This is a genomic window from Streptomyces sp. NPDC059534 (assembly GCF_042743475.1).
Lineage (GTDB): Bacteria > Actinomycetota > Actinomycetes > Streptomycetales > Streptomycetaceae > Streptomyces.
In genome coordinates this window covers 89,703-116,692 of sequence record NZ_JBHWAQ010000011.1, presented here as the reverse complement: position 1 = coordinate 116,692, position 26,990 = coordinate 89,703, and the positions used below count along the sequence as shown (strand labels likewise).

26 protein-coding genes are annotated in these 26,990 nt (G+C 72.7%); 11 read left to right on the top strand and 15 right to left on the bottom strand.

Annotated elements, in window-relative coordinates; all coding sequences use genetic code 11:
* Positions 1–1,818, top strand: coding sequence for an aspartate--tRNA ligase (aspS, locus tag ACFVZH_RS16065; protein WP_384897611.1), 1,818 nt, complete (start codon positions 1–3; stop codon positions 1,816–1,818).
* 192 nt (positions 1,819–2,010) lie between these two features.
* Here aspS and ACFVZH_RS16060 read toward each other — a convergent pair whose 3' ends face one another.
* Entirely contained in the window at positions 2,011–2,955 is a 945-nt protein-coding gene (locus ACFVZH_RS16060) for a helix-turn-helix domain-containing protein (RefSeq protein ID WP_384897609.1), read from the bottom strand.
* A gap of 367 nt (positions 2,956–3,322) precedes the next feature.
* On the opposite strand from ACFVZH_RS16060, the gene ACFVZH_RS16055 reads away from it, so the two are divergent.
* The gene (locus ACFVZH_RS16055; RefSeq protein WP_384897607.1) at positions 3,323–4,315 is read left to right on the top strand and encodes an intradiol ring-cleavage dioxygenase; all 993 of its coding nucleotides are present in this window, start codon (positions 3,323–3,325) and stop codon (positions 4,313–4,315) included.
* 181 nt (positions 4,316–4,496) lie between these two features.
* Positions 4,497–4,838 carry a DoxX family protein gene (locus tag ACFVZH_RS16050; protein ID WP_384897754.1) on the top strand — a complete coding sequence of 114 codons (342 nt, stop codon included), beginning with the start codon at positions 4,497–4,499 and terminating at the stop codon, positions 4,836–4,838.
* A 79-nt stretch (positions 4,839–4,917) separates the two neighbouring features.
* On the opposite strand, the gene metG is transcribed toward ACFVZH_RS16050, so the two are convergent.
* A complete protein-coding gene (metG, locus tag ACFVZH_RS16045) occupies positions 4,918–6,525 on the bottom strand; it encodes a methionine--tRNA ligase (protein ID WP_384897605.1) in 1,608 nt (535 codons plus the stop codon).
* 90 nt (positions 6,526–6,615) lie between these two features.
* On the opposite strand from metG, the gene ACFVZH_RS16040 reads away from it, so the two are divergent.
* Both ACFVZH_RS16040 and ACFVZH_RS16035 read left to right on the top strand, forming a co-directional pair.
* Positions 6,616–7,272, top strand: a complete 657-nt coding sequence (locus ACFVZH_RS16040; protein WP_384897604.1) for a response regulator transcription factor — start codon at positions 6,616–6,618, stop codon at positions 7,270–7,272.
* Complete coding sequence (locus ACFVZH_RS16035; RefSeq protein WP_384897602.1) at positions 7,269–8,426, top strand: sensor histidine kinase; 1,158 nt, start codon at positions 7,269–7,271, stop codon at positions 8,424–8,426. The genes ACFVZH_RS16040 and ACFVZH_RS16035 overlap by 4 nt, the downstream gene beginning before the upstream one ends.
* Here ACFVZH_RS16035 and ACFVZH_RS16030 read toward each other — a convergent pair.
* A complete protein-coding gene (locus ACFVZH_RS16030) occupies positions 8,423–10,009 on the bottom strand; it encodes a VWA domain-containing protein (RefSeq protein WP_384897600.1) in 1,587 nt (528 codons plus the stop codon). The two genes, ACFVZH_RS16035 and ACFVZH_RS16030, sit on opposite strands and share 4 nt — an antisense overlap.
* A gap of 257 nt (positions 10,010–10,266) precedes the next feature.
* Between ACFVZH_RS16030 and ACFVZH_RS16025 the strand changes: the two genes are divergently transcribed.
* Positions 10,267–12,318 carry a PhoX family protein gene (locus tag ACFVZH_RS16025; RefSeq protein ID WP_384897753.1) on the top strand — a complete coding sequence of 684 codons (2,052 nt, stop codon included), beginning with the start codon at positions 10,267–10,269 and terminating at the stop codon, positions 12,316–12,318.
* A 27-nt stretch (positions 12,319–12,345) separates the two neighbouring features.
* Here the strand turns inward: ACFVZH_RS16025 and ACFVZH_RS16020 are convergent, their stop codons facing one another.
* The 8 genes from ACFVZH_RS16020 to ACFVZH_RS15985 all read right to left on the bottom strand — a co-directional run bounded on the left by ACFVZH_RS16020 (position 12,346) and on the right by ACFVZH_RS15985 (position 20,153).
* Positions 12,346–13,335: a hypothetical protein gene (locus ACFVZH_RS16020; protein ID WP_384897598.1), complete on the bottom strand. Its 990-nt coding sequence runs from the start codon at positions 13,333–13,335 to the stop codon at positions 12,346–12,348.
* A 55-nt stretch (positions 13,336–13,390) separates the two neighbouring features.
* Positions 13,391–14,869 carry an APC family permease gene (locus ACFVZH_RS16015; RefSeq protein WP_384897596.1) on the bottom strand — a complete coding sequence of 493 codons (1,479 nt, stop codon included), beginning with the start codon at positions 14,867–14,869 and terminating at the stop codon, positions 13,391–13,393.
* A gap of 220 nt (positions 14,870–15,089) precedes the next feature.
* Positions 15,090–17,042 carry an FUSC family protein gene (locus ACFVZH_RS16010; protein ID WP_384897594.1) on the bottom strand — a complete coding sequence of 651 codons (1,953 nt, stop codon included), beginning with the start codon at positions 17,040–17,042 and terminating at the stop codon, positions 15,090–15,092.
* A gap of 59 nt (positions 17,043–17,101) precedes the next feature.
* Positions 17,102–17,338, bottom strand: a complete 237-nt coding sequence (locus ACFVZH_RS16005; RefSeq protein WP_384897592.1) for a DUF2630 family protein — start codon at positions 17,336–17,338, stop codon at positions 17,102–17,104.
* A gap of 18 nt (positions 17,339–17,356) precedes the next feature.
* Positions 17,357–18,430: an endonuclease/exonuclease/phosphatase family protein gene (locus tag ACFVZH_RS16000; protein WP_384897590.1), complete on the bottom strand. Its 1,074-nt coding sequence runs from the start codon at positions 18,428–18,430 to the stop codon at positions 17,357–17,359.
* Between the two features lie 5 nt (positions 18,431–18,435).
* On the bottom strand, positions 18,436–18,870 hold the full coding sequence (locus ACFVZH_RS15995) for a hypothetical protein (protein WP_384897589.1): 435 nt from the start codon (positions 18,868–18,870) through the stop codon (positions 18,436–18,438).
* A gap of 10 nt (positions 18,871–18,880) precedes the next feature.
* The gene (locus tag ACFVZH_RS15990; RefSeq protein WP_384897587.1) at positions 18,881–19,318 is read right to left on the bottom strand and encodes a hypothetical protein; all 438 of its coding nucleotides are present in this window, start codon (positions 19,316–19,318) and stop codon (positions 18,881–18,883) included.
* A 37-nt stretch (positions 19,319–19,355) separates the two neighbouring features.
* Positions 19,356–20,153, bottom strand: coding sequence for an alpha/beta fold hydrolase (locus ACFVZH_RS15985; protein WP_384897586.1), 798 nt, complete (start codon positions 20,151–20,153; stop codon positions 19,356–19,358).
* A gap of 72 nt (positions 20,154–20,225) precedes the next feature.
* Between ACFVZH_RS15985 and ACFVZH_RS15980 the strand changes: the two genes are divergently transcribed.
* The 4 genes from ACFVZH_RS15980 to ACFVZH_RS15965 all read left to right on the top strand — a co-directional run bounded on the left by ACFVZH_RS15980 (position 20,226) and on the right by ACFVZH_RS15965 (position 24,015).
* Positions 20,226–21,566, top strand: a complete 1,341-nt coding sequence (locus ACFVZH_RS15980; protein ID WP_384897584.1) for a PLP-dependent aminotransferase family protein — start codon at positions 20,226–20,228, stop codon at positions 21,564–21,566.
* A 79-nt stretch (positions 21,567–21,645) separates the two neighbouring features.
* On the top strand, positions 21,646–22,050 hold the full coding sequence (locus ACFVZH_RS15975; protein ID WP_384897583.1) for a hypothetical protein: 405 nt from the start codon (positions 21,646–21,648) through the stop codon (positions 22,048–22,050).
* Between the two features lie 133 nt (positions 22,051–22,183).
* Complete coding sequence (locus ACFVZH_RS15970) at positions 22,184–23,152, top strand: ATP-binding cassette domain-containing protein (protein ID WP_384897581.1); 969 nt, start codon at positions 22,184–22,186, stop codon at positions 23,150–23,152.
* A complete protein-coding gene (locus tag ACFVZH_RS15965; protein WP_384897579.1) occupies positions 23,149–24,015 on the top strand; it encodes an ABC transporter permease in 867 nt (288 codons plus the stop codon). Before ACFVZH_RS15970 ends, ACFVZH_RS15965 begins: the two co-directional genes overlap by 4 nt.
* 15 nt (positions 24,016–24,030) lie before the next feature.
* Here ACFVZH_RS15965 and ACFVZH_RS15960 read toward each other — a convergent pair whose 3' ends face one another.
* From ACFVZH_RS15960 to ACFVZH_RS15945, 4 genes are all read right to left on the bottom strand, one after another.
* On the bottom strand, positions 24,031–24,402 hold the full coding sequence (locus ACFVZH_RS15960; RefSeq protein WP_384897577.1) for a VOC family protein: 372 nt from the start codon (positions 24,400–24,402) through the stop codon (positions 24,031–24,033).
* 75 nt (positions 24,403–24,477) lie between these two features.
* Entirely contained in the window at positions 24,478–24,927 is a 450-nt protein-coding gene (locus ACFVZH_RS15955; RefSeq protein WP_384897575.1) for a universal stress protein, read from the bottom strand.
* Between the two features lie 62 nt (positions 24,928–24,989).
* Positions 24,990–25,613: an FMN reductase gene (locus ACFVZH_RS15950; protein WP_384897573.1), complete on the bottom strand. Its 624-nt coding sequence runs from the start codon at positions 25,611–25,613 to the stop codon at positions 24,990–24,992.
* A 4-nt stretch (positions 25,614–25,617) separates the two neighbouring features.
* On the bottom strand, positions 25,618–26,700 hold the full coding sequence (locus ACFVZH_RS15945; RefSeq protein WP_384897571.1) for an LLM class flavin-dependent oxidoreductase: 1,083 nt from the start codon (positions 26,698–26,700) through the stop codon (positions 25,618–25,620).
* A 108-nt stretch (positions 26,701–26,808) separates the two neighbouring features.
* Between ACFVZH_RS15945 and ACFVZH_RS15940 the strand changes: the two genes are divergently transcribed.
* A complete protein-coding gene (locus ACFVZH_RS15940; protein ID WP_384897569.1) occupies positions 26,809–26,949 on the top strand; it encodes a DUF6126 family protein in 141 nt (46 codons plus the stop codon).
* The last annotated feature ends 41 nt before the right edge of the window (positions 26,950–26,990 follow it).

The following is a 26,990-nucleotide window of genomic DNA, read 5'->3' as shown; positions in this document are numbered from 1 at the left end:
ATGCATCGGTACAGGTCCCACACCTGCGGCGAGCTCCGCGCCTCTGACGTCGGCACCGACGTCCGGCTGAGCGGCTGGCTGCACAATCGGCGCGACCTGGGCGGCATCCTCTTCATCGATCTGCGCGACCACTACGGCATCACGCAGCTCGTCGCCCGCCCCGGCACCGCCGCCGCCGAGGTCCTCGACAAGCTGACCAAGGAGACCGTCGTCCGCGTGGACGGCAAGGTCGTCTCCCGCGGCGCGGAGAACGTCAACCCCGAGCTGCCGACCGGCGAGATCGAGATCGAGGCCGCCTCCGTCGAGGTCCTGGGCGCCGCCAAGCAGATCCCCTTCACCATCAACGCCGACGACGGCGTCAACGAGGAGCGGCGCCTGGAGTACCGCTTCCTCGACCTGCGCCGCGAGCGCATGCACCGCAACATCATGCTGCGGTCCGCCGTCATCGCCTCCATCCGCTCCAAGATGGTGGCCCTCGGCTTCAACGAGATGGCGACCCCGATCCTCGCCGCGACCTCCCCCGAGGGCGCCCGCGACTTCGTCGTCCCGTCCCGCCTCAACCCGGGCAAGTTCTACGCGCTCCCGCAGGCGCCCCAGCAGTTCAAGCAGCTGCTGATGATCTCCGGCTTCGACCGGTACTTCCAGATCGCGCCCTGCTTCCGCGACGAGGACGCCCGCGCCGACCGCTCGCCGGGCGAGTTCTACCAGCTCGACGTCGAGATGTCGTTCGTCGAGCAGGAGGACGTCTTCCAGCCGATCGAGAAGCTCATGACCGAGCTCTTCGAGGAGTTCGGCGGCGGCCGCCACGTCACCTCGCCGTTCCCGCGGATCCCGTTCCGCGAGTCGATGCTCAAGTACGGCAACGACAAGCCCGACCTGCGCACCGCCCTCGAACTCGTCGACATCTCGGACGTCTTCGAGAACTCCGAGTTCAAGGCGTTCGCCGGCAAGCACGTCCGCGCGCTCGCCGTCCCGAACACCGGCGACCAGCCGCGCAAGTTCTTCGACCAGCTCGGCGACTTCGCGGTCTCCCTCGGCGCCAAGGGCCTGGCCTGGGTCCGCGTCGGCGAGGGCAACGCCCTCACCGGCCCCATCGCCAAGTTCCTCACCGAGGAGAACGTCAAGGTCCTCGCCGAGCGTCTGGGCCTGGAGCCCGGCCACGCGATCTTCTTCGGCGCGGGCGAGTTCGACGAGGTCTCCAAGATCATGGGCCCGGTCCGGGTCGAGGCCGCCAAGCGCGCCGGCCAGTTCGAGGAGAACGTCTTCCGCTTCGCGTGGATCGTCGACTTCCCGATGTACGAGCGGGACGAGGAGACCGGCAAGATCGACTTCTCGCACAACCCGTTCTCCATGCCGCAGGGCGGCCTCGAGGCCCTGGAGACCCAGGACCCGCTGGACGTCCTCGGCTGGCAGTACGACATCGTCTGCAACGGCATCGAGCTCTCCTCCGGCGCCATCCGGAACCACGAGCCCGAGATCATGTTCAAGGCGTTCGAGATCGCGGGCTACTCGAAGGAGACCGTCGAGCACGAGTTCGCCGGCATGCTCCGCGCCTTCGAGTACGGCGCCCCGCCGCACGGCGGCATCGCCCCCGGCGTCGACCGCATCGTCATGCTCCTCGCCGACGAGCCCAACATCCGCGAGACCATCGCCTTCCCGCTCAACGGCAACGCCCAGGACCTCCTCATGGGCGCCCCCACCGAGCTCGACGAGTCCCGCCTGCGCGAGCTGAACATCCAGCTCCGCAAGCCCGTCGAGAAGAAGGCCGCGGAGGACCGCCCGGTCACGGAGTCGGTCCACCCGGACGCGGCGCGGTAAACAGCCCGGCACCTGACGGAAGGGCCCGGAATCCACACGGATTCCGGGCCCTTCCGACGTGTGTGTGCCGCGAGGGCTACACGTCGTCCTCCGCGAAGATCTCCTCGGCGGAGGAGGCGGTGCCATACGCCCCGCTCGCCCCGGTTTCGCGGGGTCCTTCTTCCCTTGCGCCTCGACGGCCGGTGCATCGCTTCATGGGGTGTGCCGACGAGGGGATTCCTCCGTATGGCAGTCGTTGCAGGCGCCCGGTTCGGGGCCTCGGTAGGCGCGGTCGCAGGTGTCGCAGTTGTGGAGGGGATGGGGGACGGCCGGGCGGGTCGGTGGGCGGAACGGGGGCAGGGGTGGGAGTTCGGCCGTCAGGCGGTGGGCGATGAGGGCGGCGGGGCGGTGGAGGGGCTCCGGGGGGAGGGCGCGGTGGACGGACTCGGGGGTGAGGTCGCGCTCCAGCCAGGCGACGACGCCCGGCGCGAGGTGCTCGGCGTCCGAGGCGGAGATCAGAAGACGCGGGTCGGACCTGCGGAGGCCGGAGAGGATCCCGACGGCCGTCTGGAGAAGGTCGGGCGTGGGGTAGGCGGGCCGTGGTACGGGCGGGAGGGCGGCGCGGCGGCGAGGCTCCGGCTTCTCACGCCGCCGTGGCGGGGGCTCCTGGCTCTCACGCCGCCGTGGCGGGGGCTCCGGCTCGGGCCTCGGTCGGGGGGCGTCTCCGCCGCCGGTGCGGCCGGAGGGGCGGCTCGTTCGTCCTGGGCCTCCGCCCGTACGACCGGGCCGGTTGCAGGAGACCGTGCGGGTGACGACCCGCCCGGCCGCCGTGCGTTCCTTGCTGCGGCGCAGGTAGCCGTGGGCCTCCAGCTCGCGCAGGGCGGCGGCGATGCGGGTCGTGCCCTCCGGGAAGCGGCGGGCCAGTGACCTGATGTCGACGAGGGACCCGGCCGGCAGCGACTGGATGTGGGTCGCCAGGCCGATCGCCGTCAGCGAGAGCGCCGCGTGCTGTGCGAGGTGGTTGCCGATCACCGTGAAGTGAGTGGAGTGGCGGGTGTTGTCGTGCACCACTCCGCCGGAAGTCCCCCGGGAAGGGTGGTTGTTGGTGTTGTCGCGGGACGGGATGGGCGCCTGGGCGCTAGGGTTCTGGCTATCCATCGGGAAGGGTCTTCTTCCTTGGTGGTCAGGCCCTCGCACTGGGATGGCCGTCCCGGCGAGGGCCGACGCATGTCTGCGTTCGGCTCTGTTGCGCAGAGCGTAGATCAAACAACCCACCCCGAAGCCAGCCGAGTTGGCGTTTTTCACTCTCGTGAGTGAGGGCTCGCTTCCGGGCGGGAAAGGGTGGGGCTTGGTCGGGTTTCTTTCCCTCTGGGGTTACTTGGGGAGACCGACCGCCGCACCGGTGACCAGGGGTGCGGACCCCGGTGGACCGGCGACGTCGAACTCCGTGCGGCCCGGTCGTGCGCACAGCAAGTCACAGGGTTTGCCCATGTCCCTGACAGGCGGGCTGCCTAGCGTGCGGGGCATGAGCGAGAAGAGCGAACTTCAGGGACCCGCGCACAAGAAGGACATGACGCGGCGGCGGTTGATGGTCCTCGGGGGCGGGGCGGTGGTGGCCGCCGGACTCGGGACCGCCGTGGTGGCGACGGCCTCCGCCGGAACGGCCGGGGGCCGGGGCGGAAGCGAGGGCAAGGGCAAGGGGGCGACCGGGGAGGTCTGTTACCGGCTGACCTCGGAGACGACCGAAGGCCCGTACTACATCGACGCGGACAAGATCCGGAGGGACATCACGGAGGACCGGGAGGGCATCCCGATGACCGTCCGCCTGAAGGTGGTCGACTCCGACACCTGCAAGCCGCTGAAGGGTGCCGCCGTCGACATCTGGCACTGCGACGCCCTGGGCATCTACTCGGGGTACGAGAGCCTCAGCACGGGCGGCGGCGGAGCCCCCGGCGGCGGCACCCCGCCGACCGGCACGCCTCCCACCGACGCGCCCACCGGCACTCCGCCGACCGGAACGCCTCCGACCGGCGGCCCCGGTGGCGGCGGTGGCGGCGGGCACGAGGAGCCCACCGACGACAAGCGGTACCTGCGCGGCACCCAACTCACCGACAAGCACGGGTACGTGGAGTTCCGGACGGTGTTCCCCGGGTGGTACCGGGGGCGGTGCGTGCACGTCCACACCAAGGTGCACGTGGGCGGGAAGATGACGGAGTCCGGGTACGAGGGCGGGCGCACCTGCCACACCGGGCAGCTGTTCTTCGCGGAGAGCGCGGTCCTGGACTCGGCGAAGGTCGCGCCGTACTCCACCAGCACCACGGAGCGCACGACTCTCGACGACGACACCATCTACCCCGGAAACGGCGCCGAGGGCGGCCTCCTCACCCTCACGTACCGGAAGGGCAGGATCGCCAAGGGGGTCCTCGCCACGCTGACCATGGGCGTGGACCCCGACGAGACCCACACGGGTGCCGACGCGGGAGCGCAGCCGGGCGCCTCGGCCGCACCCTCGGCCTGACCTGGGTGTTTCCCCGGGCCGGCCCGGGGAGCAGCTGGGGAACCCGTAGGGATGACGGCCGAGTCCCGCTGGTTTCCGCGCGGGCGGTCACACTTCCGGGCCCCGCTCCGTCAGTGGGGTGTCCGGCTCGATCGAGGCGGACACGGAGAAGGCCGAAGGAGCCGCAGAGATGCTCGCCGAGATGTCCACCACCGCCGTAGTCGTCACCGCCGTCGCCGCGTTCATGGCCGGGTTCTCGGGGGCGTCGATCTTCTTCAAGGCGAAGTTCGTCGTCGAGCCGCTGGCGGAGTACGGGGTGCCGCGGAGCTGGTGGAACCTGCTCGGCGCCGCCAAGGCCGCCGGAGCGGTCGGGCTCGTCGCCGGGTTCTGGGTCCCGGTGATCGGCACCCTCGCCGCGATCGGCCTGATCCTGTACTTCGCCGGCGCCGTGATCACCGTGCTCCGGGCCCGCGCCTACGGCCACGCACCCTTCCCGCTGGTCTACATGGCCCCCGCCGTCGCCGCCCTGGCCCTGACCTGGTGACGGCCGGCGCGAACGGCGGAGGCCGCCGCCCCCCTGCGGAAGGGGGACGGCGGCCTCCGCCGTGTACGGACGACCGGGGTCAGTCCTTCTTCGGCTCCTCGAGGCGCGGGAAGAGCACCGCGCCCTTCGTCACCGTGGCGCCGGCGGCGAGCTTGCCCCACGCGCCCGCGTCCTGGACCGGCTGCGCGGCCAGGGCGCCCAGGGACGCCTCGGCGCCGAGGGAGTCCCAGAGGGCCTGCGAGGTCTCGGGCATGATCGGGTTGAGCAGGACGGCGACGGCGCGGAGCGACTCGGCGGCCGTGTAGAGGATGGTCGCCAGGCGGGCCTGGCCCTCCTCCGACTCGTCCTTCGCGACCTTCCAGGGCTCCTGCTCCGTGATGTAGCCGTTGACCTGCTTCACGAAGTCGAAGATCGCCAGGATGCCGGCCTGGAAGTCCAGCTCCTCGCCGATCTTGGCGTCGGCGGTCGCGACGGCCTTGGCCAGGCCCTCGTGGATCGCCTTCTCCGCGTCGCCGTCGGCGGTCGACGCCGGCAGCGCGCCGCCGAAGTACTTGCCGACCATGGCCGCCACGCGCGAGGCGAGGTTGCCGTAGTCGTTGGCCAGCTCGGAGGTGTAGCGGGCGGTGAAGTCCTCCCACGAGAACGAGCCGTCCTGGCCGAACGCGATCGCCCGCAGGAAGTACCAGCGGTACGCGTCCACGCCGAAGTGCGAGGTCAGGTCCTGCGGCTTGATGCCGGTCAGGTTCGACTTCGACATCTTCTCGCCGCCGACCATCAGCCAGCCGTTCGCGGCCACGCGGCCCGGGACCGGCAGGCCCTGCGCCATCAGCATCGCCGGCCAGATGATCGCGTGGAAGCGGAGGATGTCCTTGCCGATGAGGTGGACGTTCGCCGGGAAGGTCTCGTCGAACTTCGCCTGGTCGGCGCCGTAGCCGACGGCCGTCGCGTAATTCAGGAGGGCGTCGATCCACACGTAGATGACGTGCTTGTCGTCCCACGGCACCGGGACGCCCCAGTCGAACGTCGAGCGCGAGATGGAGAGGTCGTCGAGGCCCTGCTTGACGAAGTTCAGCACCTCGTTGCGGGCCGACTCCGGCTGGATGAAGCCCGGGTTCGCCTCGTAGAACTCCAGGAGCTTCGGGCCGTACTCGCTCAGCTTGAAGAAGTAGTTCTCCTCCTTGAGGATCTCCACCGGCTTCTTGTGGACGGCGCACAGCTTCGTGCCGTCCTCGGCCTCGATGAGATCGGCGGGGAGCTTGTACTCCTCACAGCCCACGCAGTACGGGCCTTCGTAGCCGCCCTTGTAGATCTCGTCCTTGTCGTACAGGTCCTGCACGAACTCCTGCACGCGGTCCGTGTGACGCTTCTGCGTGGTGCGGATGAAGTCGTCGTTCGCGATGTTCAGGTGCTCCCAGAGGGGCTTCCACGCCTCCTCGACGAGCTTGTCGCACCATGCCTGGGGCGTGACGTCGTTCGCCTCGGCCGTGCGCATGATCTTCTGACCGTGCTCGTCCGTGCCGGTGAGGAACCACACCTTCTCGCCGCGCTGACGGTGCCAGCGCGTGAGCACGTCGCCTGCGACGGTCGTGTAGGCGTGGCCCAGGTGAGGAGCGTCGTTGACGTAGTAGATGGGGGTCGTGACGTAGAACGCCTTCGTCCCCTGCTTCTCGGTTCCAGTGGCCGCCATGGCCGAAATCCTAACGGGCCGCCGAAGCTCCCTTCACATCGATAAACCCCGGGGACCGGTGGCGGGCCGGGGGCGGGGAGGATGGAGCCCATGCGCGTACTGGTAGCCGAGGACGAGCGGGACCTCGCCGCGCTCGTCGCCACCGGCCTGCGGCGGGCCGGCTTCGCCGTCGACACCGCCCACGACGGCGCCGACGCCCTGGAGCGGCTCGGCCTCCACTCCTACGACGTCCTCGTCCTCGACCGCGACCTGCCCCGCGTCCACGGCGACGACGTGGCCCGGCGGCTCGTCGCCGCCGGCTCCCCCACCCGCATCCTCATGCTCACCGCCGCCACCGCCGTGGAGGACCGCGTCGGGGGCCTCGACCTCGGCGCCGACGACTACCTCGGCAAACCCTTCGAGTTCCCCGAGCTCGTCTCCCGCGTCCGGGCCCTCCGCCGCCGCACCGCCCGCCCCGCGCTCCCGCCCCTCCTCGCCCGGGACGGCCTGCTCATGGACACCGTCCGGCGGACCGCCACCCGCGACGGGCGGGACCTCGACCTCACCCCCAAGGAGTTCTCCGTCCTCCAGATCCTCCTGGAGGCCGACGGCGCCGCCGTCTCCGCCGAGGAACTCCTCGAACGCGCCTGGGACGCCCACGCCGACCCCTTCACCGGCGCCGTCCGCGTCTGCATGAGCAAGCTCCGCGCGAAAGTCGGCGAACCCGGACTCATCCGGACCCTGCAGGGCGTCGGGTACGTGCTGTGAACGACGCCCTGCTCGGCGCCGGGTCCACCATCCGCACCCGCATCGCGCTCGTCTACGGAGGCGTCTTCCTGGTCCTCGGAGCGGTCCTGCTGATCGTGGTGAACCTGCTGGTCAGAGCCGGTACGCACGGGGAGGCGGACGCCATCGTGGCCCGCGCGGACCAGGCCGTCGCGGTGGAGGCGTACCGGCTCGGCGACGACATCAGCCGGGCCGCCGGCGAACAGATGCTCATGTGGTCGGGCCTGGCCCTGCTCGTCGTCGCCTGCGGCGCCGTCGTCGTCGGATGGTGGACCGCCGGGCGGGTCCTGCGGCCCGTCCACGAGATGACCGCCCGGGCGCGGCGGCTCTCCGAACGGAACCCGCACGTCGGGGTCCCCCCGGGCGGCGCCTGGGGGAGGCTGGCGGTCCGCGGGCCCGACGACGAACTCAAGGAACTCGGCGACACCCTCGACGCGCTCCTCGGCCGCCTCGAAACCGCCTTCGACAGCCAGCGCCGGTTCATCGCCAACGCCTCCCACGAACTGCGCACCCCGCTCGCCACCCAGCGCGCGGCCATCCAGATCGGCCTCGACGACACCTGCGACGTGCGGCAGCTCCTCCTCGACACCAACCGGCGCAGCGAACGCCTCATCGACGGGCTGCTGCTCCTCGCCCGCGGCGAGCGCGGACTCGCGGAGAAGGAGGACGTGCCGCTCGGCGACGTCGTCACGGAGGAGTACCCGGACGCGACCGTGGTCGCCGGCGGCGGAGTCGTACGGGGAAGCCGGGTGCTGCTCGGGCAGCTCGTCCGCAACCTCGTCGAGAACGCCTTCACCCACAACGTGCCGGGCGGTCTCGTCGAGGTACGGGTCGCGGACGGCGTCCTCACCGTGCTCAACACCGGGCCCGTCGTCCGCGCGGCGGACGTCGACGGGCTCTTCGAACCCTTCAGGCGAGGAGAGGGCCGGGACCGGATGGGCCCCGGCGCCGGCCTCGGGCTCTCCATCGTCCGCTCGATCGCCGTCGCCCACGGCGGCGCGGCCACGGCCGTCGCGCGGGACGCGGGCGACGGCGGCGGTCTGGTGGTGACGGTGACCCTGCCGGTCACCGTCACCGCTCCCGCCGGCCGGGTCCCGTCCGGAAGAGCCGGGCGGGACGTGCCGGACAGGACCTAGAACTCCAGGCCGGCCAGCAGCCCGCGGTAGAAGGCGGCGTGCGGCGTCTCGACCGGGGCCGTGCCCGCGAAGTGCACGGCGGTACCGGGCGGGCCGTCGAGCTTCCGCAGGAAGTCGAACGCCTTGTTGTCCTCCTCGCCCCACACCACGAACCGCCACCGGAGCGGCCGGTCCGCCGCCTCGGCCAGCGCCTGCGCCGCCGCCGTCTTCGACTCCGGCGCGCCGTCCGTCTGGAACACCACCACGGCGGGACGGGCCGGGTCGTTCTTCTCGTGGTGGGCCAGGACCTCCTCCACCGCGCGGTGGTAGTTCGTCCGGCCCAGCCGGCCGAGGGTGCCGTTGATCTCCTCGACCCGGGTGGGCGTCAGCTCGGCCGGGGTCAGCTCGGCCGTCCCGTCGATGTCCGTCGAGAAGAACACGGTCGTCACGGCCGCGTCCTCGTCCAGGTGCGCCGCCAGCGCCACCGTCTGCTCGGCCAGCCTCTGCACCGAGCCGTCCTTGAAGTACCCGCGCATCGACCCGGACCGGTCCACCACCAGGTACACCGCCGCCCGCGCCCCCGTCAGGCCCTCCTTCTTGAGCGCCGCGCCCGCCGCCTTGTACGCGTCCACGAGGTGCGGCGCCGCCGCCTTCACCTTCGCCGCCGCGACCGCGGGCTGCCCCTGCACGACGTCGGCCTCCGGCTCCGCCGTGGCGTCCGCGTCGGTGACCTCGGTGACCTCGGCTTCGGGCTCCGGCTCGCTCGCGGTGGCGACCGCGACCGGCTCGGCGGCCTCGGGCTCCGCCGTGTCGGCGTCCACGGTGTCGGTGGCCGCCTCCGGCTCCGTGACCTCGGCAGGCGCCGCCTCCGGCTCGTCGGCGGCAGCCGTCGGCTCCGCCTCCGCCGGGGCGTCCGCGTCGGCGGCCTCTGCGGCCTCGACGACCTCGGCCTCCGGCTCGCTCGCGGTGGCGGCCGGGACCGGCTCGGCGGCCTCGGGCTCCGCCGTGTCGGCGTCCACCGTGTCGGTGGCGGCCTCGGGCTCCGTGACCTCGGCGGTGGCAACCGTCTCCGGCTCCGCCTCCGCCGCCTCGTCGGCGGCAGCCGTGTCGGCGACCTCGGCGGCCTCGGCCTCCGGCTCGCTCGCGGTGGCAGTCACGACCGGCTCGGCCGTTTCGGCGTCCGCGGACTCCTCGGCGACGGCCGTGTCGGCGTCCACCGACTCCTCGGCGACGGTGGTGTCGGCGTCCACCGTGGCCTCGGCGACAGCCGTCTCGGGCTCGTCGGCGGCAGCCGGTGCTTCCGGCTCCGCGGCAGCGGGCGTCTCCGCCTCCGCGGCGGCCGGCGTCTCCGCGGCGGTGGTGGCCTCCGCCTCCGCGGCGGCCGGGGTCCCCGTTTCCGGTGCGTCCGTGGCCGTGCGGGCCTTGGGGACCTGGGGGTTGTCGAAGGCTTCGGCCACGAGCTCGTCGGCTTTGCGGCGGGCGGCGTCTTCGGGGGTGTCGGGGGACGTGGAGGAGCTCTCACGCGTCTGGGACGGGACGGAGGTTGCCGGGGATTCCTCGCGGTCCCGGCCGAACACCTTGCGCAGCATGCTCCGAATACCCATGGGCGAACCCTTTCGCATGAGTGGGGTGCGGTGTGAATGTCCGTACTGGGCGTTTCGGGGCGTTCATCCCTGGCCAGGGCGGACACGTAAGGTTAGCGGCCACCCCCCTCCCCTCCGATGCCCCGGTCGCCCCCGGTTGCCGCGCATTCATTCGGCGTTCATTCGGCGGCCGTCCCGGTGCCGAGGTGCACACATAGCGTCGCGGCCGAAGGATTCCCGACAGCATGTCGGCGCAGTGTGCGCCGGAGGAGGACGAAGTGCGCAAACTGCTGCCGCTGCTGAGCACGAACCCCCACGGAGGCGGTCGTTCCGCCCTCACCTGCCGGTACCGGTGTGGTGACGCCTGCTTCCACGAGGTGCCGAACACCAGCGACAACGAGTACGTCGGCGACGTCATAGCCGGGGTGCTGTCGCGCCGTTCGGCCCTGCGCGCCGCCGCGGTCGTGACGGTGGCGTCCGCCGCCGGCGGTGCGGTGGTCCTGGGGAACGCGCCCGCCGCGGAGGCGAAGCCGCAGTGGCCGGGGAAGCCGGAGGCCGCCGACGGCGCCCGCGGGCTGCGCTTCGCGCCCGTCGCGCCGAACACCGCCGACCAGGTGACCGTCCCGGAGGGCTACGCACAGAACGTGGTCATCCGCTGGGGCGAGCCGATCCTGCGCGGCGCGCCGGCGTTCGACTCGGAGCAGCAGACCGCGAAGGCGCAGGCGGGCCAGTTCGGTTACAACAACGACTTCCTGTCGCTGCTGCCGCTGCGCGGCGAGCACGGCCGTCAGGTGCTCGTGGCGAACCACGAGTACACCGACGAGGTGCTGATGTTCCGCGGCTACGACGCCGCGAACCCGACCCGCGAGCAGGTGGAGATCGCCTGGGCCGCGCACGGTCTGTCGGTCGTCGTCGTCCAGGAGGAGCACCGCACCGGGAAGCTCACCCCGGTCACCCGCCACCACCTGAACCGCCGGCTGCACACGACGAGCGAGTTCCGGGTGACCGGTCCCGCCGCCGGCAGCGACCTGCTGAAGACCTCCGCCGACCCGACGGGCCGCAAGGTCCTCGGCACGCTGAACAACTGCGCCGGCGGCACCACTCCGTGGGGCACGACGCTGCACGGCGAGGAGAACTTCAACCAGTACTTCGCCAACGGCAGCTCCGCCACCGACAAGCGGTACGGCGTCGGCACCGGGGCCACCGAGCGCAAGTGGGAGCGGTTCGACAAGCGCTTCGACCTCAAGCAGGAGCCGAACGAGGTGCACCGCTTCGGCTGGGTCGTCGAGCTCGACCCGTACGACCCCGACTCGACGCCCCGCAAGCGCACCGCGCTCGGCCGCTTCAAGCACGAGGCCGCGCAGCCCCGGCTCACCGAGGACGGCCGTCCGGTCGTCTACATGGGCGACGACGAGCGGTTCGACTACTTCTACAAGTTCGTGTCGAGCAAGCGGATGAAGAAGGGCGGCTCGCGGGCGGCCCGTGAGCACAACCTGACGCTGCTCGACGAGGGCACGCTGTACGTCGCCAGGCTGACGGGCGATTCGCCGGCCGCCGAGATCGACGGCACCGGGAAGCTCCCGAACGACGGCGAGTTCGACGGTTCCGGCGTGTGGATCCCGCTGGCCACCGGCGACGTGTCGCACGTGCCCGGGATGACGGCCGAGGAGGTGTACGTCTTCACCCGCCTCGCCGGTGACAAGGTCGGCGCCACGAAGATGGACCGTCCCGAGGACGTCGAGCCGTCCCCGCGCAGCGGTCGCGTGTACGTCGCGCTGACGAACAACGCGGACCGCGGCAAGGCCGGCAAGGCGGGCGTGGACGAGGCGAACCCGCGGAACCTCAACAAGCACGGGCAGATCCTGGAACTCGCCGAGCACTGGGACGACCCGTCGAGCGACGGCTTCGCCTGGCGGCTGTTCCTCGTCGCGGGCGACCCGAACGACCCGGCGACCTACTTCGCCGGCTTCCCGAAGGAGAAGGTGTCCCCGATCTCCTGCCCGGACAACGTGGCGTTCGACCCGCACGGCAACCTGTGGATCTCCACCGACGGCAACCAGCTCGGCTCGCACGACGGCCTGTTCGGCGTCGCGACGCGCGGCGAGCGGCGCGGTGAGCTGAAGCAGTTCCTGACGGTGCCGAGGGGCGCCGAGACCTGCGGTCCGATCGTCCAGGACCGCCGGGTCCTGGTCGCCGTCCAGCACCCGGGCGAGATCGACGGCGCCTCCGTCGAGAAGCCGGCGTCGGTGTGGCCCGACGGGCCGGGCAGGATCGTCCGCCCGTCGGTCGTCTCGGTCTGGCGTGTGGACGGCCGCGACATCGGCGTCTGATGCCGGAGGGGCCGGGGGCGGAGAGCCTCACTCCACCCCCAGGCCCTCCCTGAAGCGGACGAACTGTTCCTCCGGGTCGCCCGTGTACGCCCACGGCACCCAGGCGGCGCGGGTGCCGAGCATCCCGAGCACCTCGCGGGCGATCTCCACCTGGCCCGCGTAGCAGGCCGCGTGGGCGAGGAAGTTGAGGTCGGCGACCTCTTCCGGGGCCACCGGCTGCCGCGGGTCGCGTCCGCCGATCCAGCGGGCGTGGGTGCGGCGCAGCTCGGTCACCGCGAGCTCGTGCTTCCAGTGCTGGTCGAAGCCGCGCACCGGGCCCCGGCCGAGGGCCCCGTCGGCGATGTACCGGTACTCCTCGACGCGGGCCACCTGTACGAGGACCGGCAGCGGGGAGCCGGGCGGGGCGACGCCCGCCGCGTCGCGGGCGAAGTCGTACATGCTGCCGTGGGTACCGTGCCACCGCGCCGACCAGTACCGCAGCACCTGGATGTGGCCCTCGGTGTTGTACGGGTCGCGGCGCCGCAGCTCGTCGAACCAGTGGCGCAGTTCGCGGCGCGGGACGCCGCCTTCGTAGAGCCGCGCGACCGACAGCAGCGACACCCAGGGCATGGGGTCGGCGGGGGCCGCCTCGGCGGCGCTCCGGCAGGCGTCGACGGCGGCGTCGATGCGGCCCCGTTCGAGGGCGGCGCCCCGGCCGGCCGCGATGGCCGCGTCGAAGACGCGCACCACCTCGGTGGCGGCCCGCAGCACGGCGGCGTCGGGGTTGCCCGGTTCGGCGGCCCGCCAGGTCTCGACGGTGGAGCTGCCGGCGGCGGCGTGCGAGAGGAGCCGCAGCCGGTGGGTGCGGCGTGCCCAGTCCGTCCCGGTGGCGGCGAGCAGGTTCCGTACGCCCTGCCAGCGGCCGATGACGATGTCGTGCCGCGCTTCGGTCAGTGCGCGGTCCCCGAAGTCCGGGTCGAAGTCGGGCGCGAAGCGCTCCGGTCGCGCCGGTCGCGGGGAGCGGCGGCGTACGGCCATCGGGGGCCTCCTTCGGGTGCGGCTGCCGTCAGAAGTCGTGGTGTCGCGGGGCGGGTCAGAAGTCGGTGGCGTAGCTCTTGTCGTGGTCGCCGGTGCGGGCGTGCGGGGTCGCCGGGCCGGAGTCGCGGGTGGCGGCGAGGGCGCGGACGGCGTCGAGCCGGGCGGGGCGGTAGTAGTCGCTGCCCTTGCGCCAGTACACGACGAGCGGGACGACGCCGAGGAGCAGTCCGCCGAGGCCGATGGTGAGGGCGGTCGTGGAGAGTGCGCCGAGCGATTCGGCGAAGGCCCACAGCATGAACCCGGAGCCGAGCAGCGGCCACAGCCCGCCGAGGACCAGGTTCCGTACGGAGCGCAGCAGGAGGGACTTGTAGGCGACGACGGCGGCGATGCCCGCGAGGCCGTAGTAGAAGGCGATCTGGAGGCCGATCGCCGCGACGGCGTCGCTGAGGATGCGCTGGACGGAGCCGGCGGCCGCGGCGGCGGCGAACATCAGGAGGGCGGCGCCGCCGACGGTGACGATCGCGACCCACGGGGTGTTCCAGCGGCGGTGGACGGCGCCGAGCGCGGCCGGGAGGGTCCGGTCGCGGCCCATCGCGAACAGCGAGCGGGTGACCTGGAGGAGGGTGGTCTCCAGGGTGGCGACGGTGGACAGGATGACGGCGACGACGAGGAGTTTCCCGCCGACGCCGGGCCAGATCTCCTGGCCGAGGACGGCGAGGACGTTGGGTCCGGCGGTACGGATCTCCTCGGCGCTCAGCAGCACGTTGACGGCGACGGTGAACGCTTCGAAGAGGACGAAGACGAACCCGACGCCGACGAGGGCGGCGAGTCCGGCGGTGCGGCGGCTGTCGCGGGTCTCCTCGCTGAGGTTGCTGGTGACGTCCCAGCCCCAGTAGTAGAAGGCGGCGATCAGCGCGCCGGCGGCGAAGCCCTCGGGGCCTTCGAAGCGGGCGAGGCCGAACCAGGACCAGTCGAAGGCGGTGGCCTGTCCCCGGTGGGCGACGGCGGCGAGGACGAAGCCGAGCAGGATCAGCATCTCGACGCCGGACATGATCAGTTGCGCCCGTACGGTGAGCCGGGCGCCGCCGAGGACGACGAGCAGCATCATCAGGAACCAGCCGGCGCCGACGGCGGCCGCGAGCGGGGTGTTCGCGGCGAGGTCGGGGTCGATCAGGGAGAGCGTGAGGGAGCCGGCGGGCAGCGAGCCGGCGACCATGAACACGGTGGCGGCGAAGACCAGGGCCCAGCCGGAGAGGAAGCCGAGGAACGGGTGGAGGGTGCGGCCCACCCAGGAGTATCCGGCGCCGGCGTTGACGTCGATCCGGCCGAGGCGGGCGTAGGCGAGGACGATGCCGAGCATCGGTATCGCGCAGTAGAGCAGGGCTGCCGGGCCGGCGTAGCCGACCGCGCCGAAGAGGACGGCGGTGGTCGCGGCGAGCGAGTACGCGGGGGCGCTGCCGGCGACGGCCATGACGATGGTGTCGAAGGTGCCGAGGACGTTGGGCTGGAGCCCTCTGTTCGTGGTGGTGCGCATGGCGGGTCCTCGGGGCGCGGGGGGTGAGGCAGGGCGTGGGGCGGTGCGGGGTGGGGGCAGAGCGAAGTGGCGCGTGCGCCGGGCCGGTTGCCGGCGGTGGTGGCGGATCACGGTGAATCGAGCGCATCGTAGTCGCCCGGGTGGCTTCCGGTAACGGCGGTGGGGAAGGTTCCGTTCCGTGACCGCCGGTAAGTTCTCCCGTGCGCCCCTTGGGGGAGGTTTACCGCAGGTCGGGACTGGCGATGGCGCGGGCGGCGCGGACCTCCTGACGGAGTGGTTCGAGGACTCCGCTCTCGTCCCCCGGGAGCTCCGAGCGGACCTCCACGAGCGTGGCGGAGGCCCGGAGTCCGTCGGCGAGCTCGCGCAACTCCCGCTCGACGGCGAGGACCTCGGCGGGGTCGGGGGCCGGGGCGCCGTGGTTCACCCGGATCCGGGCCGCGGTCGTCGCGTCCACGATCCGCTCGACCGCCACGACCAGCGGCCACCAGGCGGCGGCCAGGGTGCCGGTGGGCGGCGGTTCGGTCAGCGCGCGCTGGAACTCGGAGCGGACGGTCGACAGGTCCCGGTAGAGCTTGCGCCGGGCCCGGTGCCGTCCGGCCTGGTCGCCGGCGCCCCCGAAGGCCCGCTCCACGTAGGCGGCGGTGTCGGCGACCGCGTCGGCGAGCCGGTCGCCGATCCGGGTGTGCCAGGACTCGGGCCACAGGAGGTAGCCGGCGATCAGGGCGATCGCGCAGCCGATCAGCGAGTCGTAGAGCCGCGGCATGACCAGGTCGAAGCCCTGGTGGTTGAGGGTGTCGGAGAGCAGCAGGATGACCGGGGTGATGGCCGCGGTCTGGAAGGCGTACCCCTTCGCCGAGAAGGCCGGGATCAGGGCCGCGAGGACGACCATCACGGGCACGTCCCACCATCCCCGGGGGACCTCGGACAGGACGAACGCGGCGAGGACGAGACCGGCGGCGGTGCCGGCCGCGCGGAGCACGGCGCGGGAGAAGACGGAGCCGAAGTCGGGCTTCATGACGAACGTGACGGTGAGCGCGACCCAGTACGAGCGGGGCACGGCGATCAGCGAGACGAGGGCCTGGGCGAGGCCGATGCAGAGCGCGAGCCGCAGGCCGTACCGCCAGGACGCCTCGGAGAACAGCACGGCGCGGGCGGCCCGGCGGGCCCGGACGCGCAGCGCGGCGGGTCGTCCGAGCCGGTCGTCGACGTTGTACGGGTCGGGGTCGGTCTTGTGGACGACGGCGGCCGCGTGGCGCAGGGCGTGGTCCACGGCCTTCTCGGCGGGCCGCTCGGGCGCGGGCAGGTCCAGGGCGGGGGTCCCGGTGCGGCCCTCCTCGACGGCGTCCGCCAGTTCCCGGACGGCCGCCGGGATCGCCGCGGGCAGCGGGCCGATCAGCCGGGCGCGCAGGTGGGCGGCGGGCGCGGCCTCCAGGAGCGGGATGAGGACGTTGAGCTGGGAGAGCAGCCGGACCAGGTTCGGGGCGCGGCCGTGCTGCCGGGTCCGGCGGGCCAGGACCAGGTCGTAGGACTGGTTGAGGGAGGCGGTGACGGCCTGGCGCTGTTCGTCGTACGCGGGCGTGCCCGTGGCCTCGTACAGCTCGGCGAGGGAGCGGTAGGTCGCGGCGACGGCGGCGCGTTCGGGGGCGGCGCGGCGCAGGGGCCAGCCGAGGAGGGTGAGGGCGAGGACGAGGAGCCCGCCGACACCGAGCAGCAGCGGCGCCTTCCACCAGGGGCCCGGCATCGGCAGGCCCGCGCCGACCACGCAGTTGAGCAGGAGCAGCAGCCCGGACACGGAGGCGACGGCGCCGATCGACGAGATCATCCCGGACAGGAGCGCGACGAGGGTGAGCGCGGCGACGGCGAGCCAGCCGTGGCCGAAGACGAGGGTGCCGAGGGTGACGCCCAGCGCGCCGAACAGCTGGGGCACGGCGATGTTGAAGATCCGCATCCGGTAGGCGTCGGCGGTGTCCCCGATGACTCCGGACAGGGCGCCCATGGAGACCAGCGCGCCGTACGCCGGCTGCCCCACGGCGAGTCCCACGGCGAGCGGCGCGGACAGGGCGACGGAGGCGCGGACGACGGCGGCCCACGGGATGGGGGTCGGGGCGGGCTTCAGCCCGGCGGTGAGCCAGGCGGGCGGAGTGAGCCGTACGGGCCGAGCGGGGCGTGCCATACGCCCCAACGTACTGGGCCCCGGCGGCCCGCCTCCGCGCACCCTCGCCCGGCCGGACGTCAGTTGCGGTAGGACTCGACCTCGGAGGCGGGCCGGAGGGCGGCGGTGTCCGGGTCCTCGCCGAACTCGGCCTTGGCGCGGCGCTGCCGCAGCAGGTCCCAGCACTGGTCGAGGCGCACCTCGAGGTCGGCGAGGCGGGCGCGTTCCTCGGGGAGGAGGCCGCCGGTGCGCTGCCTCAGGGTGCGCTCTTCCTCGACGAGGGCGCCGATGTCGTCCAGGATGTCCTCGTTGTCCATGCCTTCCAGCGTGGCGGATCAGCGCGCGGCGCGCAGGTCGAGATCGGCGAGGACGGCGCGGTGGTCGGAGCCGGCGACGTCGAGGAAGCGGACGTCGCGGACGCCGAAGTCGTCGCTGACCAGGACGTGGTCGATCTGGGCGAACGGCGGGAGGGTGCCTTCGGCGGGCCAGGTGGGGGTGCGGCTCGCGCCCGCCGCCCGGGCCGCGTCGTCGAGGCGGCCCGCGTCGAGGAGGTGCCGGAAGGCGGCGTGGTCCTGGGAGGCGTTGAAGTCGCCGGCGATCAGCGTGGGGCCCGCGGGCCGTGCGGCGACGTCGGCGATCAGGCCGAGTTCCCGCTTCCACAGGGGCACCTGCGTCGGCAGCGGCGGCATGGGGTGGGCGAGCTGGAGGCGTACGGACACGCCGGCGATGTCGGCGGTGGCGCCGGGCATGCCCATGGTGGACGGGATCATCCGCCAGTCGCGCAGCGGAGAGGAGCTGAGCACCACGGAGCCGACGGCGCCGTCGGCCTCCACGGCGGCGTAGTAGGGGAGTTCGGCGGCGAAGGCCGTGGTCAGCGTCCGCTGGCAGGCGCGGTCGCACTCCGAGACGAAGACGAGCTGGGGGTGTTCGCGGCGGATGATCCCGGTCAGCGCCCCGGTGCCCTCGCTGAACTCGACGTTGGAGGCGAGGACCCTGACCCGCGCGAGCGGCGGGCCGGAGGAGGCGACGGTCCGCGGCGGCTGGGGCAGGGAGCTCCAGGCGAGGGCGCCGAGGACGACGACGGCGACGAGGGCGAGCGCGCGGCGGCGGGCGGCGGCGGCGAGGAGCAGGGCGAGCCCGGCGGGGACGGCGAGCCAGGGCAGGAGCGCGAGCAGCTGGGTGACGGGGGTGGTCGCGTCCGTGTCGAGCAGCCGGCAGCCGGTGACGACGGCGGGCCCGGCCAGGAGCAGCCCCGCGGCCCAGGCGGCGAAGCGGTGCCTGGGCCGGAGGGGCGGCGGCCCGGGGGCCGCCGGCGGGGTGCTCGTCACGGGTGCGTGCGGGCGTACGGGCCCGGGCTCCGGTTCCGGTGCGGGCTCGGGCGCGGGTACGGCGGCAAGGACTCGGTCCATGCCGTTCAGTGTCGCAGGGCCTGTGAGATCTCCGCTTTCGTGGCGCCGGTGAGGGTCCGATTGCTGCGCGCGGTACCGGACTTGGACTTCCCCGGCTCGACGCCGTCGATGTTCAGGACGACCGCGTCGAGGAGGTTTCCCTCGCCGTCGCGGAAGTTGACCATGACGGTGTAGTCGGCGGTCTTGTCCTTGGGGTTGGTCGCGGTGATCTCGGCGACCGTGCGGTCCCCGTCGGTGCCGGTCGCGCCGGCGCTGACGTCGCCGGTGGCGTTCACCCCGTCCTTGACCTCGTTCATCTTCTCCTGGGCCGCCGAGGCGACGGCGGCGGTGGCGGAGGAGACGATGTCGCCGGCCGCGTCCTTGGCGGCGTCGCAGCCGGTGAGGGCGAGGAGCGTGGCGGCGGCGAGCACGATTCCCGTGGTGCGTCTCGTGGGGGTCACGGGCCCGTCCTCAGTGCTTCTCGTCCGTGCCGTACGCCTCGTCCGTGGCGAGCGCCCAGATCACGAAGACCGAGATGGCCATGGAGAAGAGCGCCCACCACGGCTGGTAGGGCAGGAAGAGGAACTGGAGGAGGAGGTTGAGCGAGGCCAGCGAGATGCCGGCGACCCGGCCCCATTCGGCGCCCCTGAGGATGCCGAAGCCGGCGATGGCGACGATGACGCCGAGGATCAGGTGGATCCAGCCCCAGGTGGTGAGGTCGAACTTGAAGACGTAGTCGCCGACGCGGGTGTAGATGTCGTCCTCGGCGATGCCGGCGATGCCCTGGAAGATGTCCATGAAACCGGTGACCAGCATGAGGACGCCGGCGAAGAGGGTGCCGCCGGCGGCCCAGGCTCCGGAGGTGCTCTGCGTGCGGCCCGGGGGGCGGGGTGCGGTGTTCTGGCTCATGACCCCATCGTCGGAGCGTTCGTACGATTCCGAACTTTCAGTTGGGCCGAACGAGTGAGCGAAGGAATCGGTCGAGCGCGGCGTCGAACTCCTCGGGCCGTTCCAGGTTGGGCAGGTGCGCGGCCCGCTCGACGACGACCAGGGTGGAGTCGGGCAGCAGGGCGTGCATCTCCTCCGCGTCCGCGACCGGGGTGTACGTGTCGTCCCGGCCCACGACGACGAGCGCGGGCACCGCGACCGCGGTGAGCGTCTCGCGGTAGTCGGGGCGCTCGGCCCGCCCGCGCAGGGCGGCGGCCGCGGCGACCGGGTCGGTGGCGCACATCATGCGGTGGACAGGGGGCGCGGCGTGGGTGTTGTAGGGGGCGACCATCCGGTCCAGTACCTCGTCGGCGTACCCGCGCATGCCCTCGGCGAGCAGCCGGTCGGCCAGGGCGTTCCGGGCCTTCCTGCCGTCCTCGGTCTCGGCGGCGGGGAAGGTGTCGGCGAGGACGAGGCCGCGGACGCGCCCGGGGTGGCGGCGGTACAGCTCCATGGCGATCTGGCCGCCCATGGAGAGGCCGGCGAGGACGCACTCGTCGATGCCCAGCTCGTCGAGGAGGGCGACGAGGTCGTCCGCGAAGACGTCGAGGCCGGTGCGCCCGGTCCCGGCGCCGAGCGGGGTGGCGCCGTAGCCGCGCAGGTCGGGGGCGACGACCCGGTGGGTGCGGGAGAAGCGGTCGATCTGGGGCTGCCACATGGTGTGGTCGAAGGGGTGGCCGTGGACGAGCAGGAGGGCGGGGCCCGAGCCCCGGTCCTGGTAGCGGGTCCCGGTGCGGGCGGTGTGGGTGACGGGCATGTCCGCAGGCTAGGCAGCCCCCATGACTCGGTGCAATAAGATCTTTGCTCTCGGTGCAATGGGAGGTTCCGGGTGGAGGAGTACCGCAGGATCGCGGACCGGGTCGAGGCCGCCGTACGCGACGGGCGGCTGCGGCCCGGCGACCGGCTGCCGCCGCAGCGGGTCTTCGCCCGCCGCCACGGCATCGCCAACTCCACCGCGATCAGGGTGTACGGCGAACTCGCCCGCCGCGGCCTGGCCGTCGGCGAGGTCGGGCGCGGGACCTTCGTCCGCGCCGCGCCCCCGCTGCCCGGGCCCGCGCTCGCCGAGGCGACCGGCGCCGCACCCGTCGACCTCCAGCTGAACTACCCCGTCGCACAGGACCAGTCGGAGCTGATGGCCCGCGCGCTCACCGCGCTCGCCCGCCCCGACGTCCTCGCCGAGGCCGTCTCGGGGCCCGCCGCCGCGACCGGCACCCCGCAGGCCCGGACGGCCGCCGCCGACGTCCTCGCCCGGCCCGGCTGGACACCGGACCCCGAGCGGATCCTCTTCGCCGGCAACGGCCGCCAGGCCATCGCCGCCGCACTCTCCGCGCTCGTCCCGCCCGGCGGCCGGCTGGGCGTCGAAGCCCTCACGTACCCCCTGGTCAAGGCCGTCGCCGAGCGGCTCGGCATCCGGCTCGTGCCGCTCGCCCTGGACGACGAGGGCGTACGCCCCGAAGCGCTCGCGGCCGCCCACCGGGCGACGCCGCTCGCCGCCGTCTACCTCCAGCCCACGCTGCACAACCCGCTCTCCGCGACCGCCGGCGAAGGGCGCCGCGCCGAACTCGCCGAGCTGCTCGGAAGCCTGGACCTGACCGCCGTCGAGGACACCACCTGGGCGTTCCTCCTGCCGGACGCGCCCGCCCCGCTCGCCGCCCACGCCCCCGAGCGCGTCCTCCTCGTGGACAGCCTCTCCAAGCGCCTCGCCCCCGGCCTCACCGTCGGCTACCTCGTGGTGCCCGGACGACTGCGCACGGCCGTCGCCGACGCCCTGCGCTCCGGCGCCTGGACGGCCGGCGGCCTCGCCCTCGCGGCCGCCACCCGCTGGGCCGGCGACGGCACCGTCACCGAGGCCGTCGCGGCCAAACGGGCCGAGACGCGGGCCCGGCACGCCCTCGTCCTGCACCGGCTCGACGGCTACGCCCTCCGCACCTCCCCGCACGCCTACTACTGCTGGTGGGACCTGCCCGCACCCTGGCGGGCCGAGACCTTCACGGCCGCCGCCGCACGCGCGGGCGTCGCCGTCACCCCGGGCAGCGCCTTCGCGGTGGGCACCGGAACGGCCCCGGACGCCGTCCGGGTCGGCCTCGCCTCGCCGCCCCGCGACGTCCTCGACGGGGCGCTCGCCCGCCTCGCCGCGCTGGCGGCCGAGCCCGGGGCGCCCGCAGGCTGATCCACTTGCGGGGCGCCGGGCGCGGGTGTGCCCTGGAGGGTGCGGGACCAGGGGGGCGAGAGACGAAGGAGCTCCTGCCATGGCCGCACACGCAGCGGCGCCCGCCGGGCGCCGGATCAGTACCCACGGCTGGGGAGGCCCGGTCACCATCGGCGTCCTCTACGGCCTCTACGCGGCCACCGTCGCCCGGCACGGCGGCCCGACCACCCTGGGACAGCTGTGGCTCGGCCTGATCTCCGCCATCGTCCTCGCGGTGTCGATCCACCTGCTCCGGCGCCACGGCCGCGCCCTGCCCCGCGAGCTGCGCGCCGCCGCGTGGGGCGCCCTGTCCGGCATCGCGGTCGGCTTCCTCTTCAGCCTCTCCGATGCCAGCATCCTGTCGTCCAGCGGCCTCGGCCTCGCCTTCGGCGCCGTCAACGCGGTCGGTGCGTACTACATGTTCTATACGCACGAGGACGCCCAGGGCCGCCCGGCGCCGTACTGACCCTCGCTCCCGCCCCTGGGGCGCCGGGCCCACGGGCCCGGCGCCCCGCCGTGCCCGCCCGGGCGCGGGCCGGCCTGGCGGTCCTCCGCGGGCCGACGGAGACTGGGAGGAGCGGCCTCCCGGAGGAGACGGTATGACCGACCTCGCCATCGAGACCGAGGGCCTGGTCAAGGTCTTCGGCACGAACCGCGCCGTCGACGGCGTCGACCTGCGCGTTCCCGCCGGGACCGTCTACGGGGTCCTCGGGCCCAACGGCGCCGGCAAGACCACCGCCGTGAAGATGCTCGCGACCCTGCTCCGCCCCGACGGCGGCAGCGCCCGCGTCTTCGGCAAGGACGTCGTCGAGGACGCCGACACCGTGCGCGGCCGGGTCAGCCTCACCGGCCAGTACGCCTCCGTCGACGAGGACCTGACCGGCACCGAGAACCTGGTCCTGCTGGGCCGGCTGCTCGGCCACACCCGCCCCGCCGCCCGCGAGCGCTCCGCGCAGCTGCTCACCGCGTTCGGGCTCGCCGAGGCCGCCGACCGGCAGATCAAGAACTACTCGGGCGGCATGCGCCGCCGCATCGACATCGCCGCCTCCATCCTCAACACCCCCGACCTGCTCTTCCTCGACGAGCCGACGACCGGACTCGACCCGCGCAGCCGCAACCAGGTCTGGGACATCGTCCGCGCGGTGGTCGCCCAGGGCACCACCGTCCTGCTGACCACCCAGTACCTGGACGAGGCGGACCAGCTGGCCTCCCGTATCGCCGTCATCGACCACGGCAAGGTGATCGCGGAGGGCACCAAGGGCGAGCTGAAGGCGTCCGTCGGCTCCGGTTCGGTGCACGTACGGCTCCGGGACGCCGAGCAGCGCCCGGAGGCGGAGCGGGTCCTCCGGGACGCCCTGAAGAGCACCGTCCAGCTCGACCCGGACCCGGTCGCGCTCACCGCCACCGTCGACGGCCACGGCACGGACCTCGGCGCCGCCGAGCAGGCCGCGCGGGCGCTGTCGGAGCTGGCGCGGGCCGGGATCACGGTCGACGACTTCGGGCTCGGACAGCCCAGCCTCGACGAGGTGTTCCTGGCGCTGACGGACAGGAAGGGAACGGCGGCATGACCACCGTCACCACCGGCAAGGACAAGCGGACCGCCGACACGCTCGACTTCGTCGCCCCGAAGGCCGACGAGCTCGCCGCGCTGCTCGTGGGACGGTCCCGCCCACCACGCCCCAGCGCCCTGTCCGCCTCGATGACCTTCGGCTGGCGGGCCATGCTCAAGATCAAGCACGTGCCGGAGCAGCTGTTCGACGTGACGGCGTTCCCGATCATGATGGTGCTGATGTACACGTACCTCTTCGGGGGCGCGCTGGCCGGCTCGGTCTCCTCGTACATCCAGTTCCTGCTGCCGGGCATCCTCGTGATGAGCGTCGTGATGATCACGATGTACACGGGGGTCTCGGTCAACACCGACATCGAGAAGGGCGTCTTCGACCGCTTCCGCACGCTGCCGATCTGGCGGCCCGCGCCGATGGTCGGCTATCTCCTCGGCGACGTCGTGCGCTATCTGATCGCGTCGGCCGTGATGCTGACGGTCGGCATGCTCATCGGCTACCGGCCGGACGGCGGGATCGCCGGCGTGCTGCTCGGGGTCGCGCTGCTGCTGGTGTTCTCGTTCGCGTTCTCGTGGATCTGGACCATGTTCGGGCTGCTGCTGCGCAGCGAGAAGTCCGTCATGGGCGTCTCGATGATGATCATCTTCCCGCTGACGTTCCTGTCCAACGTCTTCGTCGACCCGAAGACCATGCCGGGCTGGCTCCAGGCGTTCGTCAACAACAGCCCGGTGACCCATCTGGCGACGGCGGTACGGGAACTGATGGCGGGCCACCGGCCGGCCGCGGACATCGCCTGGACGCTGGGGTGGTCGGCGCTGTTCGTGGTCGTCTTCGGGGCGGTCACGATGCGGCTCTACAACCGCAAGTAGTCACCACCCCGCGGATCACCTGCCCCGCGGGGTGGTCTGCTGGACCGCCCAGCGGTTGCCGTCCGGGTCGGCGAAGTAGACGAACGAGCCCCAGGGTTGGTCGTCGATGGCGCCGACCTCGATGCCGCGGGCGGTGAGGTCGGCGTGGGCCTCCTCGATGTCCGCGACGACGACCTGCATGTTGTCGAGGGAGCCCGGGGCCATCTCCGTGATGCCCTTGCCGAAGGCGATCGAGCAGGCCGAGCCGGGCGGGGTCATCTGGACGAAGCGGATGTCCTCGCTGACCGGGATGTCGTGGTCGGTGTGGAAGCCCACCCGCTCGTAGAAGGTCTTGGCCCGGTCGATGTCGGTGACGGGCACGCCGATCAGTTCCAGCTTGATGTCCATGAGGGCATCATGCGCCGGGCCGCGGACGGGCGCACGGTGTGCGCCCGTCCGCCGGGGCGGTGCCCGTCCCGCGGGTCAGGCGGGCCCGTCCTGGCCGGCGGACTCGCCCCGCACGACCACCACCGGGCACGGCGCGTGCTGGGTGACGTGGGAGGAGACCGAGCCCAGCACCGCCGCCTTGAACCCGCTGCGGCCGCGGTCTCCGACGACGAGCAGGCTCGCGCCCCTCGCGGCGTCGAGCAGGGCCTGCGGGGCGTTGCCGCCGACGACCGTACGGGTGGCGGAGGCGGCGGCCCCCGGGTCGAGGGCCTTGTCGAGGGCCTCGTCGAGGATCTGCTTGGCGAGCTGCTCCGGGTCGAAGTCCGGGATCGGGCCCGGCATCAGCGTCGCCCACGAGGCCGGGTACTCCCAGCTGATCACCGCCTGGAGGGAGTCCCCGGTGAGGGCGGCCTGCGCGGCCGCCCACCTCAGCGCCTTGAGGGAGGGCTCCGATCCGTCGACGCCCACCACGATCCTGCCGGCCATCGCCGACCTCCGTCCGCTGTACGGCACATCTGAACGATCCGCCCCCAACGTAACAAAAGGGGTCAGTCCAGGCGAAGGTCGGCCAGCTGCCGCTCGAAGGGGACCACCTCGTCCTCGTCGGCCGTCCGCGACGGCCGCGCCGCGACCGCGTCGGCCAGCTCGTGGCCCGCCCGCGTGATCCGGGACGGCAGCCCGTCCGTGTACGCGTCGCCGCCCGAGCCCCAGTCCTCCGAGGCCGCGTAGACGGCGGTCGGGACGGTCAGGGCGCGCAGGTAGGCGAAGAGCGGCCGCAGGGCGTGGTCCAGGACCAGCGAGTGCCGGGCGGTGCCGCCGGTCGCACCGATGAGGACGGGGGTTCCGGTCAGCGCGGCCGGGTCGACCAGGTCGAAGAACGACTTGAACAGGCCGCTGTACGAGGCCGTGAAGACCGGGGTCACCGCGATGACCCCGTCCGCGCCGGTCACCGTGTCGATGGCCTCCTGGAGCTTCTCCGAGGGGAAGCCGGTGACGAGGTTCTTCGCGATATCGACGGCCAGGTCGCGCAGTTCGACGACCTGGACGTCGACGGCGTACTCCTGCTCGGCGAGCCGGTACCGGGCCGCCTGGAGCAGCCGGTCGGCGAGCAGCCGGGTGGAGGACGGCGCGCTGAGTCCGGCGGACACGGCGACCAGTTTCAACGTCTGCACGGTGTCAGACCTCCTCGGTGGTGCGGGTGACGGCGGGGTGGAGCGGGGCGGTCTCCGGCACGCCGGCCGGGCGCAGGTTCGCGAACTCCTTGCGCAGCACCGGGACGACCTCCTCGCCAAGGATGTCGAGCTGCTCCAGGACGGTCTTGAGGGGCAGTCCCGCGTGGTCGACGAGGAACAGCTGGCGCTGGTAGTCGCCCACGTAGTCGCGGAAGGACAGGGTGCGCTCGATGACCTCCTGCGGCGAGCCGACGGTCAGCGGGGTCTCCCGGGAGAACTCCTCCAGGGACGGGCCGTGGCCGTAGACCGGCGCGTTGTCGAAGTACGGGCGGAACTCCCGTACCGCGTCCTGGGAGTTCTTGCGCAGGAACACCTGGCCGCCGAGGCCGACGATCGCCTGCTCGGGGGTGCCGTGGCCGTAGTGGGCGTACCGCTGCCGGTAGAGGCGGACCATCTTCTCGGTGTGCTGCTTGGGCCAGAAGATGTGGTTCGCGAAGAAGCCGTCGCCGTAGTAGGCGGCCTGCTCGGCTATCTCGGGGGAGCGGATGGAGCCGTGCCAGACGAACGGCGGGACGCCGTCGAGCGGGCGCGGGGTGGACGTGAAGCCCTGGAGGGCGGTGCGGAACTTGCCCTCCCAGTCGACCACGTCCTCCCTCCACAGCCTGTGGAGGAGCGCGTAGTTCTCGATGGCGAGCGGGATGCCCTGGCGGATGTCCTGGCCGAACCACGGGTAGACCGGGCCGGTGTTGCCGCGGCCCATCATCAGGTCCACGCGGCCGTCGGCGAGGTGCTGGAGGGTCGCGTAGTCCTCGGCGATCTTCACCGGGTCGTTGGTGGTGATCAGCGTCGTGGACGTGGACAGGATCAGGTTCTCGGTGCGGGCCGCGATGTGTCCGAGGAGGGTGGTGGGGGAGGACGGCACGAACGGCGGGTTGTGGTGCTCGCCGGTCGCGAAGACGTCCAGCCCGACCTCCTCGGCCTTGAGCGCGATGGCGACGGTGTTCTTGATCCGCTCGTGCTCGGTCGGGGTGCGGCCGGTGGTGGGGTCGGTCGTCACGTCGCCGACGGTGAAGATCCCGAACTGCATCGTGCTCACCTCTCGCGGTGCGGTGCCTTGCGGCTTGTTGGTTGAATCTTAAACTGTCACGTCCAACCGCACACCCCCGCCCTCTATTCCGCCCGTACTCTGAAAGGCATGACCGAACCCGGGACCGACATCGAACGCTGGAAGGAGCGGGGCGTGATGCTCCGCGTCTTCGTGTACGTCTTCGCGACCCACGCCTTCGCCGGTTTCGTCTGGATCCTCTTCTACGTCGGACAGCACGCCCAGAAGTGACCGAGCGGTAGGCCCCGCCGACGCCTCCCGTAGAGTTCGGC

Excerpts from the sequence above, each read along its gene's own strand:
- ACFVZH_RS16030 (WP_384897600.1), bottom strand. The coding sequence starts at position 10,009 with ATGGGTATTCGGAGCATGCTGCGCAAGGTGTTCGGCCGGGACCGCGAG.
- aspS (WP_384897611.1), top strand. The coding sequence starts at position 1 with ATGCATCGGTACAGGTCCCACACCTGCGGCGAGCTCCGCGCCTCTGAC.
- ACFVZH_RS16000 (WP_384897590.1), bottom strand. The coding sequence starts at position 18,430 with ATGGACCGAGTCCTTGCCGCCGTACCCGCGCCCGAGCCCGCACCGGAA.
- ACFVZH_RS16015 (WP_384897596.1), bottom strand. The coding sequence starts at position 14,869 with ATGCGCACCACCACGAACAGAGGGCTCCAGCCCAACGTCCTCGGCACC.
- ACFVZH_RS16010 (WP_384897594.1), bottom strand. The coding sequence starts at position 17,042 with ATGGCACGCCCCGCTCGGCCCGTACGGCTCACTCCGCCCGCCTGGCTC.
- ACFVZH_RS15985 (WP_384897586.1), bottom strand. The coding sequence starts at position 20,153 with ATGCCCGTCACCCACACCGCCCGCACCGGGACCCGCTACCAGGACCGG.
- ACFVZH_RS16060 (WP_384897609.1), bottom strand. The coding sequence starts at position 2,955 with ATGGATAGCCAGAACCCTAGCGCCCAGGCGCCCATCCCGTCCCGCGAC.
- ACFVZH_RS15940 (WP_384897569.1), top strand. The coding sequence starts at position 26,809 with ATGACCGAACCCGGGACCGACATCGAACGCTGGAAGGAGCGGGGCGTG.
- ACFVZH_RS16055 (WP_384897607.1), top strand. The coding sequence starts at position 3,323 with ATGAGCGAGAAGAGCGAACTTCAGGGACCCGCGCACAAGAAGGACATG.
- ACFVZH_RS16020 (WP_384897598.1), bottom strand. The coding sequence starts at position 13,335 with ATGGCCGTACGCCGCCGCTCCCCGCGACCGGCGCGACCGGAGCGCTTC.
- ACFVZH_RS16040 (WP_384897604.1), top strand. The coding sequence starts at position 6,616 with ATGCGCGTACTGGTAGCCGAGGACGAGCGGGACCTCGCCGCGCTCGTC.
- ACFVZH_RS15945 (WP_384897571.1), bottom strand. The coding sequence starts at position 26,700 with ATGCAGTTCGGGATCTTCACCGTCGGCGACGTGACGACCGACCCCACC.
- ACFVZH_RS16050 (WP_384897754.1), top strand. The coding sequence starts at position 4,497 with ATGTCCACCACCGCCGTAGTCGTCACCGCCGTCGCCGCGTTCATGGCC.
- ACFVZH_RS15965 (WP_384897579.1), top strand. The coding sequence starts at position 23,149 with ATGACCACCGTCACCACCGGCAAGGACAAGCGGACCGCCGACACGCTC.
- ACFVZH_RS15990 (WP_384897587.1), bottom strand. The coding sequence starts at position 19,318 with ATGAGCCAGAACACCGCACCCCGCCCCCCGGGCCGCACGCAGAGCACC.
- ACFVZH_RS15955 (WP_384897575.1), bottom strand. The coding sequence starts at position 24,927 with ATGGCCGGCAGGATCGTGGTGGGCGTCGACGGATCGGAGCCCTCCCTC.
- ACFVZH_RS15960 (WP_384897577.1), bottom strand. The coding sequence starts at position 24,402 with ATGGACATCAAGCTGGAACTGATCGGCGTGCCCGTCACCGACATCGAC.
- ACFVZH_RS15975 (WP_384897583.1), top strand. The coding sequence starts at position 21,646 with ATGGCCGCACACGCAGCGGCGCCCGCCGGGCGCCGGATCAGTACCCAC.
- ACFVZH_RS16005 (WP_384897592.1), bottom strand. The coding sequence starts at position 17,338 with ATGGACAACGAGGACATCCTGGACGACATCGGCGCCCTCGTCGAGGAA.
- metG (WP_384897605.1), bottom strand. The coding sequence starts at position 6,525 with ATGGCGGCCACTGGAACCGAGAAGCAGGGGACGAAGGCGTTCTACGTC.
- ACFVZH_RS15970 (WP_384897581.1), top strand. The coding sequence starts at position 22,184 with ATGACCGACCTCGCCATCGAGACCGAGGGCCTGGTCAAGGTCTTCGGC.